Origin of the sequence: Hoeflea sp. TYP-13 (genome assembly GCF_040932035.1) — a bacterium.
In the GTDB taxonomy this organism is placed as follows: Bacteria; Pseudomonadota; Alphaproteobacteria; order Rhizobiales; family Rhizobiaceae; genus Hoeflea_A.
The window spans coordinates 62,075-76,527 of sequence record NZ_JBFRBB010000001.1 but is presented as its reverse complement, the minus strand read 5'-3'; the positions used below and the strand labels follow the sequence as shown (position 1 = coordinate 76,527).

13 protein-coding genes are annotated in these 14,453 nt (G+C 58.3%); 5 read left to right on the top strand and 8 right to left on the bottom strand.

What is annotated here, in order from left to right; genetic code table 11:
- Positions 1-45: 45 nt before the first annotated feature.
- Positions 46-3,552 (top strand): NahK/ErcS family hybrid sensor histidine kinase/response regulator, encoded by a 3,507-nt coding sequence (locus tag ABVT35_RS00315; RefSeq protein WP_368466234.1) that lies wholly within the window; start codon positions 46-48, stop codon positions 3,550-3,552.
- A gap of 38 nt (positions 3,553-3,590) precedes the next feature.
- Here the strand turns inward: ABVT35_RS00315 and ABVT35_RS00310 are convergent, their stop codons facing one another.
- The 3 genes from ABVT35_RS00310 to ABVT35_RS00300 all read right to left on the bottom strand — a co-directional run bounded on the left by ABVT35_RS00310 (position 3,591) and on the right by ABVT35_RS00300 (position 5,284).
- Complete coding sequence (locus ABVT35_RS00310) at positions 3,591-4,256, bottom strand: response regulator (protein WP_368464028.1); 666 nt, start codon at positions 4,254-4,256, stop codon at positions 3,591-3,593.
- Between the two features lie 198 nt (positions 4,257-4,454).
- Positions 4,455-4,688: a hypothetical protein gene (locus ABVT35_RS00305; protein ID WP_368464026.1), complete on the bottom strand. Its 234-nt coding sequence runs from the start codon at positions 4,686-4,688 to the stop codon at positions 4,455-4,457.
- A 149-nt stretch (positions 4,689-4,837) separates the two neighbouring features.
- A complete protein-coding gene (locus ABVT35_RS00300) occupies positions 4,838-5,284 on the bottom strand; it encodes a hypothetical protein (protein ID WP_368464024.1) in 447 nt (148 codons plus the stop codon).
- 122 nt (positions 5,285-5,406) lie between these two features.
- Between ABVT35_RS00300 and ABVT35_RS00295 the strand changes: the two genes are divergently transcribed.
- A complete protein-coding gene (locus ABVT35_RS00295) occupies positions 5,407-5,751 on the top strand; it encodes a DUF952 domain-containing protein (RefSeq protein ID WP_368464022.1) in 345 nt (114 codons plus the stop codon).
- 2 nt (positions 5,752-5,753) lie between these two features.
- On the top strand, positions 5,754-6,851 hold the full coding sequence (locus tag ABVT35_RS00290; RefSeq protein WP_368464020.1) for a quinone-dependent dihydroorotate dehydrogenase: 1,098 nt from the start codon (positions 5,754-5,756) through the stop codon (positions 6,849-6,851).
- A 17-nt stretch (positions 6,852-6,868) separates the two neighbouring features.
- Here the strand turns inward: ABVT35_RS00290 and ABVT35_RS00285 are convergent, their stop codons facing one another.
- The 3 genes from ABVT35_RS00285 to ABVT35_RS00275 all read right to left on the bottom strand — a co-directional run bounded on the left by ABVT35_RS00285 (position 6,869) and on the right by ABVT35_RS00275 (position 9,281).
- Positions 6,869-7,114 (bottom strand): phosphopantetheine-binding protein, encoded by a 246-nt coding sequence (locus tag ABVT35_RS00285; RefSeq protein ID WP_368464019.1) that lies wholly within the window; start codon positions 7,112-7,114, stop codon positions 6,869-6,871.
- A 443-nt stretch (positions 7,115-7,557) separates the two neighbouring features.
- On the bottom strand, positions 7,558-8,835 hold the full coding sequence (locus ABVT35_RS00280; protein WP_368464017.1) for an MATE family efflux transporter: 1,278 nt from the start codon (positions 8,833-8,835) through the stop codon (positions 7,558-7,560).
- A 179-nt stretch (positions 8,836-9,014) separates the two neighbouring features.
- The gene (locus ABVT35_RS00275; RefSeq protein ID WP_368464015.1) at positions 9,015-9,281 is read right to left on the bottom strand and encodes a DUF6460 domain-containing protein; all 267 of its coding nucleotides are present in this window, start codon (positions 9,279-9,281) and stop codon (positions 9,015-9,017) included.
- Between the two features lie 118 nt (positions 9,282-9,399).
- On the opposite strand from ABVT35_RS00275, the gene ABVT35_RS00270 reads away from it, so the two are divergent.
- Both ABVT35_RS00270 and pdeM read left to right on the top strand, forming a co-directional pair.
- Complete coding sequence (locus ABVT35_RS00270; protein WP_368464013.1) at positions 9,400-11,946, top strand: ligase-associated DNA damage response DEXH box helicase; 2,547 nt, start codon at positions 9,400-9,402, stop codon at positions 11,944-11,946.
- 62 nt (positions 11,947-12,008) lie between these two features.
- Entirely contained in the window at positions 12,009-12,698 is a 690-nt protein-coding gene (pdeM, locus tag ABVT35_RS00265) for a ligase-associated DNA damage response endonuclease PdeM (protein ID WP_368466233.1), read from the top strand.
- Positions 12,699-12,714: 16 nt separating this feature from the next.
- Here the strand turns inward: pdeM and ABVT35_RS00260 are convergent, their stop codons facing one another.
- Entirely contained in the window at positions 12,715-13,503 is a 789-nt protein-coding gene (locus tag ABVT35_RS00260; protein ID WP_368464011.1) for a TIGR02186 family protein, read from the bottom strand.
- On the bottom strand, positions 13,503-14,429 hold the full coding sequence (locus ABVT35_RS00255) for a sulfite exporter TauE/SafE family protein (protein WP_368464010.1): 927 nt from the start codon (positions 14,427-14,429) through the stop codon (positions 13,503-13,505). The genes ABVT35_RS00260 and ABVT35_RS00255 overlap by 1 nt, the downstream gene beginning before the upstream one ends.
- Positions 14,430-14,453: the final 24 nt, after the last annotated feature.

Below are 14,453 nucleotides of genomic sequence, written 5' to 3'. Positions count from 1 at the left end.
TTTATGCTGGCGGAAATATCGACTGTTGAAAGGATCGAAGACTATATGCTGGCAGGCTGGGTGATCATTACCTCCGCATTGCTCTATCTGCTGCTGCTGTTCGCGATTGCCAGCTATGGCGACCGCAAGTCGGCGGCCAAGCGCAGCGTGGGAAAAGGCCGCCCGCTTATCTACGCGCTCAGCCTCGCGGTCTATTGCACGTCCTGGACCTATTTCGGCGGCGTCGGACTTGCCGCGCAGCGCGGCTATGAGTTCCTGGCCATCTATATCGGGCCGATCCTCATGTTCACCATCGGCATGCCGGTGCTGCGCCGGATCGTCAATCTGGCAAAGGCCGAAAAGCTGACGTCGATCGCCGACTTCATTGCAGCACGCTATGGCAAGAACCCCACTGTTGCAGGCATTGTCGCACTGATCGCGGTCATCGGGACGATCCCCTATATTGCGCTGCAGCTCAAGGCGGTCTCCTCGTCGGTAACCATCATCATGGCCAACACACCGTTCGAGGCCAAGTCCGGTCTGTTTTTACTGACCGATATCTCGCTGATCGTGGCGCTGCTCCTGGCCGGGTTTGCGGTGATCTTCGGCACACGGCATACCGATGCGACGGAGCACCAGAACGGCCTGATCCTCGCCGTTGCGACGGAATCGGTGGTCAAGCTCATCGCATTTACCGCCGTCGGGCTATTTGCAACCTTCGTGCTCTTCGACGGCCCCGGACACCTCATCGAGCAGGCGCGTCAGAGCGATGCCGCGATGGCCGCGCTCAGCTACCAGACTGCACCGGCCCGTTGGCTTGTGCTGACCGTATTGTCGGCTTTTGCGATTGTCGTCCTGCCTAGGCAGTTCCATGTCACGGTGGTGGAAAACCGCACGGAGAGCGAACTCAATACGGCAAGATATCTGTTTCCGCTGTATCTGGTCGCCATCAACCTGTTCGTCATTCCGATCGCCATTGCCGGGCTGCTAAGCCTGGAAGGCGGTGCCGGCGATCAGTTCGTATTGCTGCTGCCGCTGGCCAATGACCTGTCCTGGCTGTCGCTGGCCACCTTTATCGGCGGATTTTCGGCGGCGACCGCGATGGTCATCGTGGCGTCCGTTGCCGTCGCCATCATGATTTCAAACGATATCGTCATGCCGATATTGCTGCGCCAGAACATCATCCGGCGAAGCAGCGATCTGTCCGACTTCACCGGAGCGATCCTGAAAATCAGGCGAACCGCCATCTTCTGCATTCTGCTTTTGGGTTATGCCTATTACCGATCAGCCAACATCAATGCCGGCCTCGCCTCGATCGGCCTTTTGTCCTTCGCCGCCATTGCACAGTTCGCCCCGGCATTGTTCGGCGGGCTGCTATGGAAGGCAGCCAATGCACGCGGTGCGATCATGGGGCTCTGCGGCGGCATGTTCGTCTGGGCCTATCTGCTGTTTGTGCCGAGCCTTGGAGGGCCGGACAATTCGGCCATTGCCGCTGCTGTACTGGGTTTCCTGCTGCCGGGGACGGATGCTTTCTCCGGCCCGGGCGCCGACCCCTTCGTCAACAGCGTTATCCTCAGCCTGCTGGTCAATCTCGCCCTGTTCGTCGCCGGCTCGCTCAGCCGCCAGGCCAGGCCTCTGGAGCGTATGCAGGCCGGCGTTTTCATTCCTCAGCGCTCGATGATCAGGCCGGCGCGCAACGACTGGCAGACCGGCATTACGGTCAAGCAGCTCAAACAGGCAATTACCAAATATCTCGGTGTCGAGCGTACCGAACGGTCCTTCCACACCTACGAGACAACCCGCGGCCGCTGGCTGGAGCCGAGCGCGCCCGCGGATATGGACCTTGTGCGCTATTCGGAGCAGCTGCTCGGCAGCGCCATCGGATCGGCCTCGGCTCGGCTTGTGCTGTCGCTGCTTTTCCAGAAGGAAGACGATACGTCCTCCGACACCGCGCGCCTGCTCGACGAAGCATCGGAAGCCTTGCAATATAACCGCGACCTGCTGCAAAGCGCACTCGGCCAGATGGATCAGGGCATAACGGTGTTTGACCGCAACAACCGGCTGAGCGTCTGGAACCGCCGCTTCCGCTCGCTGATGGAGTTGCCGGAGTCCGTCGGCCAGGTCGGGGTTGCGCTGGAGGATATCGTCTCCATGCTCGCCAAACGCGGTGACATCCGCGAAGACCAGGTCAAAGGCATTATCGACAGCTTTCTGACCATGGATATCGCCTGGACGCTGACGCTTTCGGAATCGGGCAGGATCATCGAAATCCGATCCAATCCGATGCCAGACGCGGGCGTTGTTACGACCTATGCCGACATCACCGAACGCGTTGCCTCCGCAAAAGCGCTGACCCGGGCAAACGAAACGCTTGAGCAGAGGGTTGCCGAACGCACCGCCGAGCTGGTGCGCGTCAATGGTGAGCTGGCGCAGGCGCAGACACGGGCCGAAGAGGCCAATATCGGGAAAACGCGTTTTCTTGCCGCCGCCGGCCACGATATCCTACAGCCACTCAATGCGGCGCGGCTTTACTCATCCTCGCTGGTGGAGCGGCTCGGCCGATCCGACAATGGCGAACTGGTGCAAAACATCGATTCATCCCTGGAATCGGTGGAATCGATCCTTGGCGCGGTGCTTGATATCTCGCGGCTTGATACCGGCGCCATGAAACCGCAAATTTCGGTATTTCCGCTCAATGAGGTGCTGCGTCGCATCGAGACCGATTTTGCGCCCCTGGCTGCGGAAAACAATCTTGAACTGAGGGTCCTGCAAAGCTCCGCTATCGTGCGCAGCGACCCGAACCTTTTGCGACGGCTCATACAGAATCTCGTCTCCAACGCCATAAAATATACCCGTAGCGGCCGCGTGCTTGTTGGCGTGCGGCGACACGGAGGAACGGCCGTGGTTCAGGTCGTCGACACCGGCATCGGCATTCCGCAATCAAGTTTCGAGACGGTCTTTCGTGAATTCACCCGATTGGATGACGGCGCCAAAACCGCTGCGGGCCTTGGTCTTGGACTTTCCATTGTCGACCGTATCGCGCGGGTGCTGGGGCATCGGGTTCATCTGTCATCGGCGCCTGGCAAGGGCACCAGCTTTCGCGTCGAAATACCGGTCGAAACCGATGTCAAACATGTGCGTCAAGCGGCAACCGAGCAGGCCGTGTCGCCAACACCGATGTCGCTTGACGGCCTGACAGTCATGTGTATCGACAACGAACCCAAGATCGTCGAGGGCCTGGAGATTCTGCTGGCCGGGTGGCACTGCGGGGTAATCAGCGCAGGTTCCAGCGCGCAGGTCAGCGCAATGCTCGACAGCCAGACAAGCCCACCCGATGCGATCATTGCCGATTTTCACCTCGACGACGGCAATGGCATCGATGTGATCGCATCCATCCGTGAACATTGGAATGTCGATATCCCGGCGGTTCTGGCGACAGCAGACCGGACGCTCGACGTACGCAACAGGGCCGAGGAACAGTCGATATCGATCTTCAACAAGCCTCTGCGTCCGGCTGCGCTGAGAGCTTTTCTCAACCAGATCGCCGCAGCGAGAAAATCAGCTGCTGAATAGGACGGTTGCCGTCGGGTTTTGCCGGGTGGTGGCCCTGTTCAGGTTACCGGACCGGATTCGTTGTCGAGCGCGTCGGTACCGATTTTCGAAAGCTGTATGACCGCCTGGGTGCGGCTGTCTACAGCCAGCTTTTGAAGGACAGCAGACACATGCGCCTTGATGGTCGCCTCGGAAACGCCGAGCTCATAGGCAATCTGCTTGTTCAACAGTCCTTCCGCCAACATGCCGAGCACCCTGCTCTGTTGCGGTGTCAGCGTCTGCAGCCGTTTGATGAGATCGGCGATCTCCGGATCCTGTTCCGGCCCGAGTTCAAAATCGCGTGGTGTCCACACATCTCCGGCAAGGACCGCGCGGATACCGTCACGGATATCATCGATACTGCCGGACTTTGAAATGAACCCGGAAGCTCCAAGGTCGATTGCACGGCGGACTGTCGCCTGATCGTCGGATGCGGAAACAACCACAACCGGGAGGCTTACATATTCAGCCCGCAAAGAAATCAGCCCGGAAAGACCGCTGACGCCCGGCATGGTCAGATCAAGCAATAACAAATCCGCTTCCGGGTGCTGTGCCGCAGCGGCACGCGCCGCGCCAAAATCGCCTGCTTCAACAATTTCCAATCCATCTTCAATTCCGGCCAGCGCCTGCCTCAGTGCACCGCGAAAGAGCGGATGGTCATCTGCTATGATAAATGTTCTTGCCAATTCGCTCGCCCCCTCCCAGAGGCCCGCCTTGCCTGAAAGACACTTCGTCCTCCCGCCGCTCAGACAGGCAATTCATTCCAATAAGCCGTGCATATCGCTTTGCACGCCATAATGCTACCGGGCTTACCGGTCCGCGAAAAGAAAATTCTTTTACGGCCCGTTGCCGCAAATGCGGGAAACGAACGAATCGAGCTGGTTTCAGGAGGCCTGCAGCACCGGACCGGGGGACTGCGGCACAGCCTTTTCGCTGCAGCAGTCAGAGCATGCATAGACCCTGTCATGGAGGAGGACGGCCTTGCGGAGCGCCTGTTGAACGCTACTGTACTCGCCCAGATAGATTCTGTGATAAAAATCCGGCAGGCGGCAACAACCGTCGGCATGAACTTCGCGTGCGCCGTCTTTGGTGTTTTCGTCCAGAAAGTAGCTGGCCACGTGGGCGGTCCTCCAATGGAGGCTTCCGATGTACCCCAATTGGAATACGGCAGGTTACCTCGCAATTATGCCATCCGCCCCGGCATGGTCTGTAGGTCTGTTAAACCGCTAATATAATGGTATGTTTATCATTTCCAATAAACAAATGTTTAATTGGTGTTCGTTTTTTCCGGTTTCGGTTCGCTCGGTGTATTTTCCTCATTTTCCCTGTCGAATTCCTCAATCACACCGAGAAAACGCCGCATCATCTTTTCCATGATCCCGAATGTGCGATCGATTTCCTCGTCCGTCGGCAGATGATTCTGTCGCTCGGATGTTTGTCCATCGATTACCTTTTCCATCTCGGCGATCCGGTCCTCCAGCAGATCGATCTGCTCTTCCAGCGCATGCCGTTCATCCGCAGCCATGCGACAGACGATCTGGCCGTCCGTATCAGTGCAAACCGAAATTTCGCCAGTATAGGAATCGAGCCGGATAAATCCGCTGTCTGTGCGCTCCATGACGAACCGTCCTTCCTGTGCGGCGGCCATTGTTGTGCACAGCAGCACAGCAAGTCCTGCCGCGGTGAGTGAGATCACTGGAAGATTTCGGTTCATTTTAGACGCGTCCCCGGTGATTTATTCGAATCAACCATGTAGGTAGCTGATAATCGTGCCAGAATTGCGATGGTGGCAGAATGAGGCCGCCATTAAATCCCGAGTGAACGAACTGGATCAATATGCCGAAACACATTTATAAGATCGTGCCACAGGAATTGTGGCATAGCGCACAGGACACCGGTGCGTTCAAAGGCGCACCCATCGACCTCCGGGACGGCTACATTCACTTTTCCACCGCCGAGCAGGTTGCCGACACGGCGGCGCTGCATTTTGCCGGGCAGAAGGATCTGCTTCTCATTGCCGTTGACGGCAGTGTTTTCGGTGACACATTGCGATACGAACCTTCCCGCGGCGGCGACCTCTTTCCGCACCTATACGCGCCGTTGCCCGTGGATGGTGTGCTGTGGGTGAAAGCGATGCCGCTTGGCAAGGACGGCAAACACGTATTGCCCGATCTGGATTGAATATGGATCTTTTCTACACCATTGCCCGCCGAGCACTCTTCACGCTTGAGCCGGAAATCGCCCACAAACTGTCCATCCTCGCCCTGAAATCGGGTGCCCTGCCCGGATGTCCGGCGGCGCTGGATGCGCGCCTGGCGGTAAAGACGGCCGGCCTTTCCTTCAGCAATCCGCTCGGTATCGCGGCAGGATTCGACAAGAATGCCGAAGTGCCGATGGAAGTGCTTCGTCTCGGATTCGGATTTACGGAAATCGGCTCCGTGACGCCGAAACCGCAGCCGGGAAACCCCAAGCCGCGGATATTTCGCCTGCCGGCGGATCAAGCGGTGATCAACCGATTCGGTTTCAACAATGACGGCCATGCTGTGGTGCTTGAGAGACTGAATGCGATCAAGGGCGACAGGCCCGGTCCGATCGGCGTGAATGTCGGCGCGAACAAGGATTCTGAACACCGGATCGCCGACTATGCTCTTGGAATTGAAGTCTTTTATGCCGTAGCAGACTATTTCACCGTCAATATTTCCTCGCCCAACACACCGGGGCTGCGGGACCTGCAGGCCAAAAACAGCCTTGCGGCACTGCTGGAGGCGGTCCTTGCGGCCCGCAGCGTCGAGATCGCGCAAGGTCATGCAAGAAAACCGATATTCCTTAAAGTGGCGCCCGACCTTGCGGCGGGTGATCTTGAGGATATCGCCGAACTGGCGCTTGAACACGCTCTTGACGGGCTGATCATCTCCAATACGACGCTTTCGCGCAGCGGACTGAGCGACGACCGGCATATCGGGCAGGCCGGCGGCGTATCCGGCAGGCCGCTATTTGAGCGCTCGACCATCGTTCTGGCAAAACTGCGCAAGCTCGTTGGCCCGTCGATGACGATCGTCGGGGTTGGCGGTGTGGATTCGGCTGCGGCAGCGCTGGAAAAAATCCGTGCCGGCGCCGACCTCGTGCAACTCTATACCGGATTTGTCTATCAGGGTCCCGGGCTGGTGCGCGCAATTCTGACCGGGCTTTCGGAACTGGTCGCGGAGCGGAACGTTGCTTCCATTACAGAACTGCGCGACACGCGCACGGAAGAATGGGTATCCAGACCGATGCCTCAATAAATCGGAGCGTTTCTTATTCAGTGAAGGGTGGGGTGGGTTTCATTCAAAAGTTCAGCGACATCCACAACGGAACTCGAACTTCCCACCTGCTCAATCGCAAGCCGCTGCCCGATTTTTTCCTCGATCACCAGCAGCAAGGTCATATGGGTAAGACTGTCCCATGCCGGCAATTGCGATAGCGCGCAATGGCAATCAACCCGCTCGATGGGAACGAGCAATATCTCCGCCACTATCTGGCGAATGGCTGCCACGCTTTTATCCATGGTCTCTTCCCTGCGGCTATCCCTGCATTGGGGCCGTGCCCCGTCTTGCAGACGGTCATCGACTCGAACCGCTTCAGCGCGCCTTCCGGCAATCTAACACAAATATTACATCTATTTTGCGACTGTTTTATGGACAATTGAACAGCGAATATTAATATTTCGTAAGTTTTTTCCACAACACCGACAAGTTGTATTTTGAATCAAGAGAATTTGATTCTCACATTTATCTTCACTTGCAATCCGCACTCTGCATGATTGTTCATTTTGATTGATTTTTATCTGCGGTTGCTACACATTTATATATTCAATCATATGCCGACCAGATCGATGCCGCCGCGGCGCAAAGTCGCCGGATGCCGTGACCCTAGACCCAATGCGTTGAAATTGCGTTTATTTTTCCCGAGTCCAAACCAGACGGAGAGAGCCTGTTGACGGCCCGCCGGCTAAACCGGCCTTGCGGGCGGGAAGGCCCTGTCCGCACGTACCCCGAGCATGGCATAGAGTGAAAAACCGCGCGCGCCCAAAAACGCCAGCAAAGCCAGCCACAACCCGTGATTTCCAACAGCCGGTACCAATGTCAGCAGGAGGGCGCCAAAAAGCGCCAGTGAAAGAAGCATCATATTGCGCATGTCCCGCGACCATGTGGCGCCGATGAAAACGCCATCCATCTCGAATGCCAGAACACCTGCCAGTGCGGTCAGTGCGGCCCAGACGATGTATTTGCGCGCTTCCGCCCGCACATCTTCCGACGTTGTCAGGAAATCAATCACCATTTCTCCCGAAACCAGGAAAAACAGCGTCGTCAGCGCAGCCAGCCCCGTTCCCCAAAACAGCGTCAACCTGACGGCACGATCAAAGGCGGGCCGGTAATTTGCGCCGACGGCACGCCCCGCAAGCTGTTCGGCGGCGGTGGCAAATCCGTCGAGATAGTAGCCCGCGACCATGAAAAAATTCATCAGGACTGCGTTGGCGGCAAGGGTTACCGGTCCGAATTGCGCACCCTGGCGCACAAACAGTGCAAAGGCGATCAGCAGCGCAAAAGACCGGATCATGATGTCGCGGTTGAGTGACATCAGCCTGACAATGGAGGGCCGGTCAAAAACCGCCCGCCAACCGGGACGAGCCGATTTGTCCAGGCGGAAATACACGAACGCAAAGCCAATCACGGCTCCGATCGCCTCACCGGTCACCGTTGCCCAGGCAACACCAGCGATGCCCCATTCAAGATGAAGCCCCAAATAGACAGAGAGTGCTATGTTGGTGCCATTGATCAGCGTTTGTAAAAGAAGGCCTGCGATTGCCTGTCCGCGGCCAAGCAGAAAACCGAGAATAGCATAGTTTACCAGCGTTGCCGGCGCAGAAACGATGCGGATAGAAACGTAGACTTGCGTTGCTTTGCGCACGGCCTCGCCGGGCGCCATGGCCCAGATTCCGGCCCAGATAATCAGCGGCGACAATATGAGGACGGCGACGCCACAGGCAAAACCAATGATCACGGAACGCCAGAAAACGGCTTGTTCTTCCCGGGTGTCGCCGCTGCCGAAAGCCTGCGCAACCAGACCGGTTGTTGATGCCCTCAGGAAGTTCAGGGTCGTAAAGACCACATCGAAAATTATCGCCCCGATCGCAAGGCCGCCGATCAGCGCCGGATCGCCGAGACGGCCGACCACTGCCATGTCCACAAGCCCAAGCAGCGGGGTTGTCAGATAGGCGAGCGTCATCGGAACGGCGATCGAAAGGACAAGCCGGTGGCTGACGGTAAATGGCCGCTGAACGGCCGTGTTTCCTGCCGACGCTTCGATCGGTTGCCTCTCCTGCGAAAAGTGTCGTGTGGTCCCCCGCTGCTGCCGGGCAGGGATTATTCAATTGCTGTGCGATGCAGGCTTGATGTTATTACGGCCTATCGACGGTAACTCAATACCCGCATGACCAGAAATACCGGAACGACGATGACCGCACCAAGTAACAGATAGTCGCCAAAGCGTCCAAGCGCGGCAAAGCCCAGATTCCAGACATTGACCAGGAAATCGCGGATCGCATAGACAACGTCGATCGGATACCAGTGAAATGCGCTCATCACCGCGCCGACGATGAACGAAATCACGATCAGCTTGACGACGGTGCGGCCGGGTGTGTCACCCAAAAATCGGGTCAGCTTGCCGGACATTCGGCGATACTCCATGTTGGTTGTGCAATAGGTAATCGCTATTTGCCGACGGTTCAACAGCTTCATTCGACCCGACAAAGCCATTTTTCCGAGACCCGTCTTGGTCTAACGTTTCCGAGTGAACGATGATTCTGGGAAAAAGCCCGCCAGTGCGGAAACCGGCCTGCCCGAACCCTTTTCCGGCTGGTTTGGCAAGCGCGGCTGGCAACCGCGGCCGCATCAGCTGGCGTTACTTGAAAAAGCCGATGCAGGAAGCTCGTCGCTGCTGATCGCACCGACCGGCGCCGGCAAGACGCTTGCCGGCTTTCTGCCTTCGCTTGTCGACATCACCCTGAAGGAAGAAAAGCGCAAACCAGGCGCGGCACGTTCATCTGCGCGGCAGGGTATTCACACCCTCTATGTTTCGCCGCTGAAAGCTCTGGCAATCGACATCGAGCGCAACCTTGCAACGCCCGTTGCCGAGATGGAACTGCCGGTGCGCGTCGAAACAAGGACCGGCGACACGCCGCAGTCGAAGCGGCAGCGCCAGAAACGCAACCCGCCCGATATTCTGCTTACGACGCCCGAGCAGATTGCCTTGCTGATTGCCAGCCGCGAGGCAGATACTCTGTTTGACGGGCTGAAATTTGTCATTTTCGACGAATTGCACTCGCTGGTCACTTCCAAGCGCGGTCATCTGCTGTCGCTAGGGCTTGCCCGGCTACGCAAACATTGCCCCGACCTGCAGACTATCGGATTGTCGGCAACGGTCGCGGATCCCGAAGCCCTGCAGGCCTGGCTGATGCCGCAGAGCGGATCAAAGGGCGCGAACCTGTCCGAGCGGATTGTCGTCGAAGGCGGAGCCAAGCCGCAAATCAGCATATTGGAAACCGACGAACATGTGCCGTGGTCAGGCCATTCGGCGCGCTATGCGATGGCCGATGTCTACCAGGCGATCGGCGAACACAGAACTACCCTCCTCTTCGTCAATACGCGCAGCCAGGCCGAACTTTTGTTTCGCGAATTATGGCGGATCAACGAGGATGACCTGCCGATAGCGCTGCATCACGGATCGCTCGACGCAAGCCAGCGGCGGAAGGTGGAAGCGGCCATGGCCGATAACCGCCTGCGGGCCGTGGTTGCCACTTCGACGCTGGATCTCGGCATCGACTGGGGCGATGTCGATCTCGTCGTCCATGTCGGCGCGCCCAAGGGGGCAAGCCGCCTTGCACAGCGCATTGGCCGGTCCAATCACCGCATGGATGAACCGAGCCGCGCCATACTCGTGCCGGCCAACCGCTTCGAAGTGATGGAGTGCCAGGCGGCGCTCGATGCCAATTATCTTGGAGCACAGGACACGCCGCCCGTGGGTATCGGCACCTATGATGTGCTTGCCCAGCATGTGCTCGGCATGGCCTGCGCGGCGCCGTTTACAGCGGACGATCTCTATGAGGAAGTCAAATCAGCCTCGCCCTACAGTGCACTCGAGCGCGAGCAGTTCGACCGTGTCGTCGATTTTGTCGCGACCGGCGGCTATGCGCTTAAAACCTACGACCGGTACGCCCGCATCCGGCTGACGAAGGACGGAACCTGGCGGGTCGCCAATCCGCGTATCGCCCAGCAGTACCGGCTCAATATCGGCACAATCATCGAAGCTCCGGAACTGAAGATACGCCTGACACGGCACTCGGGGCGCGGCACAAATGTGCGCGGCGGGCCCGTTCTCGGCAAAGTCGAAGAATCCTTCGTCGAAATGCTTTCTCCCGGCGACACATTCCTTTTCGCCGGCAAGGTTCTGCGTTTCGAGGGTATCCGTGAAAACGAGTGCATCGTCTCAAAGGGCGGCGCCGGCAGCCCGAAAATACCGGCCTATGCCGGCGGCAAGTTTCCGCTTTCGACCTATCTGGCCGATCAGGTCCGCACCATGCTTGGCGATCCGGACACCTGGCGTGCGCTGCCGCCGCAGGTGCGCGAATGGCTGGAAATCCAGCGGCAGAAATCGGTATTGCCGTCGCGCGGCGAATTGCTTATCGAAACATTTCCGCAGGGCGACCGGTATTACATGCTGATGTATCCGTTTGAGGGAAGGCTGGCGCATCAGACGCTGGGCATGCTTTTGACCCGGCGACTGGAGCGGGCGCGGGCCAGACCGCTCGGTTTCGTTGCCACCGACTATGCGATGGCCGTTTGGGGCCTGCGGGACATGGGACTCATGTTCGAACGCGGCGAACTCTCACTTGCCGCACTGTTTGACGAAGACATGCTGGGTGACGACCTCGAAGCGTGGCTTGCTGAATCATGGATGCTCAAACGCACATTCCGAAACTGCGCTCTCATTTCCGGGCTTATCGAACGCCGGCATCCGGGCAAGGAAAAAACCGGGCGGCAGGTCACGGTATCGGCCGATCTTGTCTATGACGTCCTGCGCAGCCACGAACCCGATCACATTCTCTTGCAGGCAACACGGCATGACGCGGCAAGCGGGCTACTGGATATTCGGCGGCTAGCGGATATGCTGTCGCGAATCAAAGGCCGAATCGTTTTGAACCGGCTGAACCGGATATCGCCCCTCGCCGTCCCCGTCATGCTGGAGATCGGCAAGGAACCGGTGTCCGGCGAGGCGCAGGACGACATTCTGGCCGAGGCGGCGGACGAGATTATCGCCGAAGCGATGGGCAGCGGCTAAGATGCGGGGAAACGGGTTTCATGAACAGGGCAAGTGCCGCACAAGCATTGATCGCCGACGAGATGATCCAGACCGCCGAAATCGAAATCAGTGAAACCGCAGCCGTTTGCGATCCGCTCGGCGCGCTGTTCCTGCCGCAAAGCGCCACGCTGATCGTTTCCGACCTGCATCTTGAAAAGGGTGCCGCTTTTGCCCGCCGGGGCATGATGCTGCCGCCCTATGACACGGCGCAGACGCTGAAACTCGTCACGGCCGTTGTAAGCCGCTACCGGCCGGCCTGCGTCATCTGTCTCGGCGACAGTTTTCACGACCGCCAGGGTGCCGCAGCCCTGCCCGGCCAGCACCAGGAGCAGATTTCGAACCTGATGGCCGGGCGCCACTGGTTCTGGATTGCCGGCAACCATGATCCGGATCATCCCGAAGGGCTGGGCGGCGACTGTGTCAGCGAACTTTATCTCGACGGGCTGTGCTTTCGCCACGAGCCGGCGGCGAATGCCGCCGAGGCGGCGGGCGAAGTCGCCGGGCATCTGCATCCGGCGGCGCGTGTCGTGCGCCGGGGCAAGGGCGTCCGGCGCCCCTGTTTCGCATCGGACGGACAACGCCTGATCATGCCGTCTTTCGGAGTGACAACCGGCGGCCTCAACCTGCGGAACAATGCTTTCCAGGGACTTTTCGAGCGGCGCCGGCTCACCGCCCATCTGCTTGGCCGCGACAGGATCTATTCGGTGCCGTTCGACCGGCTTATCGGATAAAACCGGCCGCCGCAGTTCAGTCTTTTCGGAAAATGACGCTGGCCAGCCAACCGGTTATCATGGCGAGACCGACCGCCAGCAGACCATAGAGGAACGCCTGCTGATGGGCGAGCTCAAACACGAACTGCTCAATGCCGGTCTTGACGACCCGCAGCCGCAAATTCCGTTCCATGACGAATTCGTTGTTTTTGAACAGGAATGCCCGCAGCCTGTGCTCTCCAACCGGTATGCTGGCCGGCAACCGCAGTGTTGCACGAAACAGGCTTGAGCTGACGAATTCGACCCCCACGGGCTCGCTCTGGTAAAGCCCGTCCTCGACCCGCAGCCTGAGCAACGCGCTTTTAAATTCAGGCACACGTGTGCCGTCCCCGACATTTCCCGCCGGGGTCAGGTGAATGTGCTCGATGCCGATCGTTCGGCCGCTGAGCTCGATCTCCTTGGTAATGCGGTTGATGGGCAGGGTGCTGGAAATCGAATAGGAGGCCGGCGCAGGCTCGAAACGCATGGAGTAGCGATTGATCCAGATGCCAAAAACCCGGTCCTTCTTGCGGACGACGGTTTCCTTTGGCGGCCCCTCGAGGGCAACGATGATATCGTACTGACCGAGTTGTAGAAGCAGCGGATCGGCGTTGTCCAGCGCGCCGAATACGATCAGGTCGGCGCCGGCGAAATCGGAGGTAATGGCTATTTCATTGGTCGAAATGCCAATATCGAGCTTTTCGTTAGCCGCCTTTACGCCCACTGCAGCAACAAGAACCAGCAGCAATGCGGCCAGCAGTGCCTTTATTTCTGAAGGCCACCGCATCAGAACCCTTCCTTGGTCGTAACGACCGAATAGAGTTCATCGGGGGTGAGGACCAGGTCGAGTGCGAGACGGACGCCGACCGCGAGCACCAGCAATGCCAGCAGGGCACGCAATTGCTCACCACGCAGCTTTTGGCCGACCCTTACGCCGTATTGCGCGCCGACGACGCCGGCAATCATCAAAAGGCCCGCCAAAAAAACATCAACCGACTGGTTTGTCGTCGCCTGGACAATTGTCGTGAAGGCGGTAACGAAAATGATCTGGAACAGCGAGGTGCCGATAACGACATTGGTCGGTATGCGCAGCAGATAGATCATCGCCGGCACCATGATGAATCCGCCACCAACGCCCATGATCGAGGTAAGAACACCAATACCGAAACCGAGCACAATGACCGGAATGACCGAAAGATAGATCTTCGACCGCTTGAAGCGCATCTTGAAGGGCAGCCGGTGAACCCAGTTGTGCTGGCCCGGCTTGCGAAGAGAAACCGGCTTGTTGGCCGCTGCCCGGCGCAGCGAATTGATACTCTCCAGCAGCATCAGGCCGCCGACGATACTCAGGAACGTGACGTAAAACAGCGAGATGATTAGGTCGAGCTGTCCCAGACTTCGCAGCAGCGTAAAAAGATAGATGCCGACCGAGGCGCCCACCAGTCCGCCGCCAAGCAGCGTCAGGCCGAGCTTGATGTCGAGCGTGCCCCGGCGAAAGTGGGAAAGTGCTCCGGAGAAAGACGAGGCGACGACCTGATTGGCACCGGTCGCAACAGCCACGGCGGGCGGAATGTTATAGAAAATCAAAAGCGGCGTAATGAGAAATCCGCCACCAACACCGAACATCCCCGACAGGAAACCCACCGCAGCGCCCATACCCAGAATGATAAAGGCATTTACAGACAATTCTGCTATGGGCAGATATATGCTCATGTCAGGCCGAAGACGCGTATCCCA

Bases quoted from the DNA above. Each gene is read 5' to 3' on its own strand.
- ABVT35_RS00295 (WP_368464022.1), top strand. From the start codon at position 5,407: ATGCCGAAACACATTTATAAGATCGTGCCACAGGAATTGTGGCATAGC.
- ABVT35_RS00275 (WP_368464015.1), bottom strand. From the start codon at position 9,281: ATGTCCGGCAAGCTGACCCGATTTTTGGGTGACACACCCGGCCGCACC.
- ABVT35_RS00315 (WP_368466234.1), top strand. From the start codon at position 46: ATGCTGGCAGGCTGGGTGATCATTACCTCCGCATTGCTCTATCTGCTG.
- ABVT35_RS00285 (WP_368464019.1), bottom strand. From the start codon at position 7,114: ATGGATAAAAGCGTGGCAGCCATTCGCCAGATAGTGGCGGAGATATTG.
- ABVT35_RS00290 (WP_368464020.1), top strand. From the start codon at position 5,754: ATGGATCTTTTCTACACCATTGCCCGCCGAGCACTCTTCACGCTTGAG.
- ABVT35_RS00260 (WP_368464011.1), bottom strand. From the start codon at position 13,503: ATGCGGTGGCCTTCAGAAATAAAGGCACTGCTGGCCGCATTGCTGCTG.
- ABVT35_RS00280 (WP_368464017.1), bottom strand. From the start codon at position 8,835: ATGACGCTCGCCTATCTGACAACCCCGCTGCTTGGGCTTGTGGACATG.
- ABVT35_RS00300 (WP_368464024.1), bottom strand. From the start codon at position 5,284: ATGAACCGAAATCTTCCAGTGATCTCACTCACCGCGGCAGGACTTGCT.
- ABVT35_RS00255 (WP_368464010.1), bottom strand. From the start codon at position 14,429: ATGAGCATATATCTGCCCATAGCAGAATTGTCTGTAAATGCCTTTATC.
- pdeM (WP_368466233.1), top strand. From the start codon at position 12,009: ATGATCCAGACCGCCGAAATCGAAATCAGTGAAACCGCAGCCGTTTGC.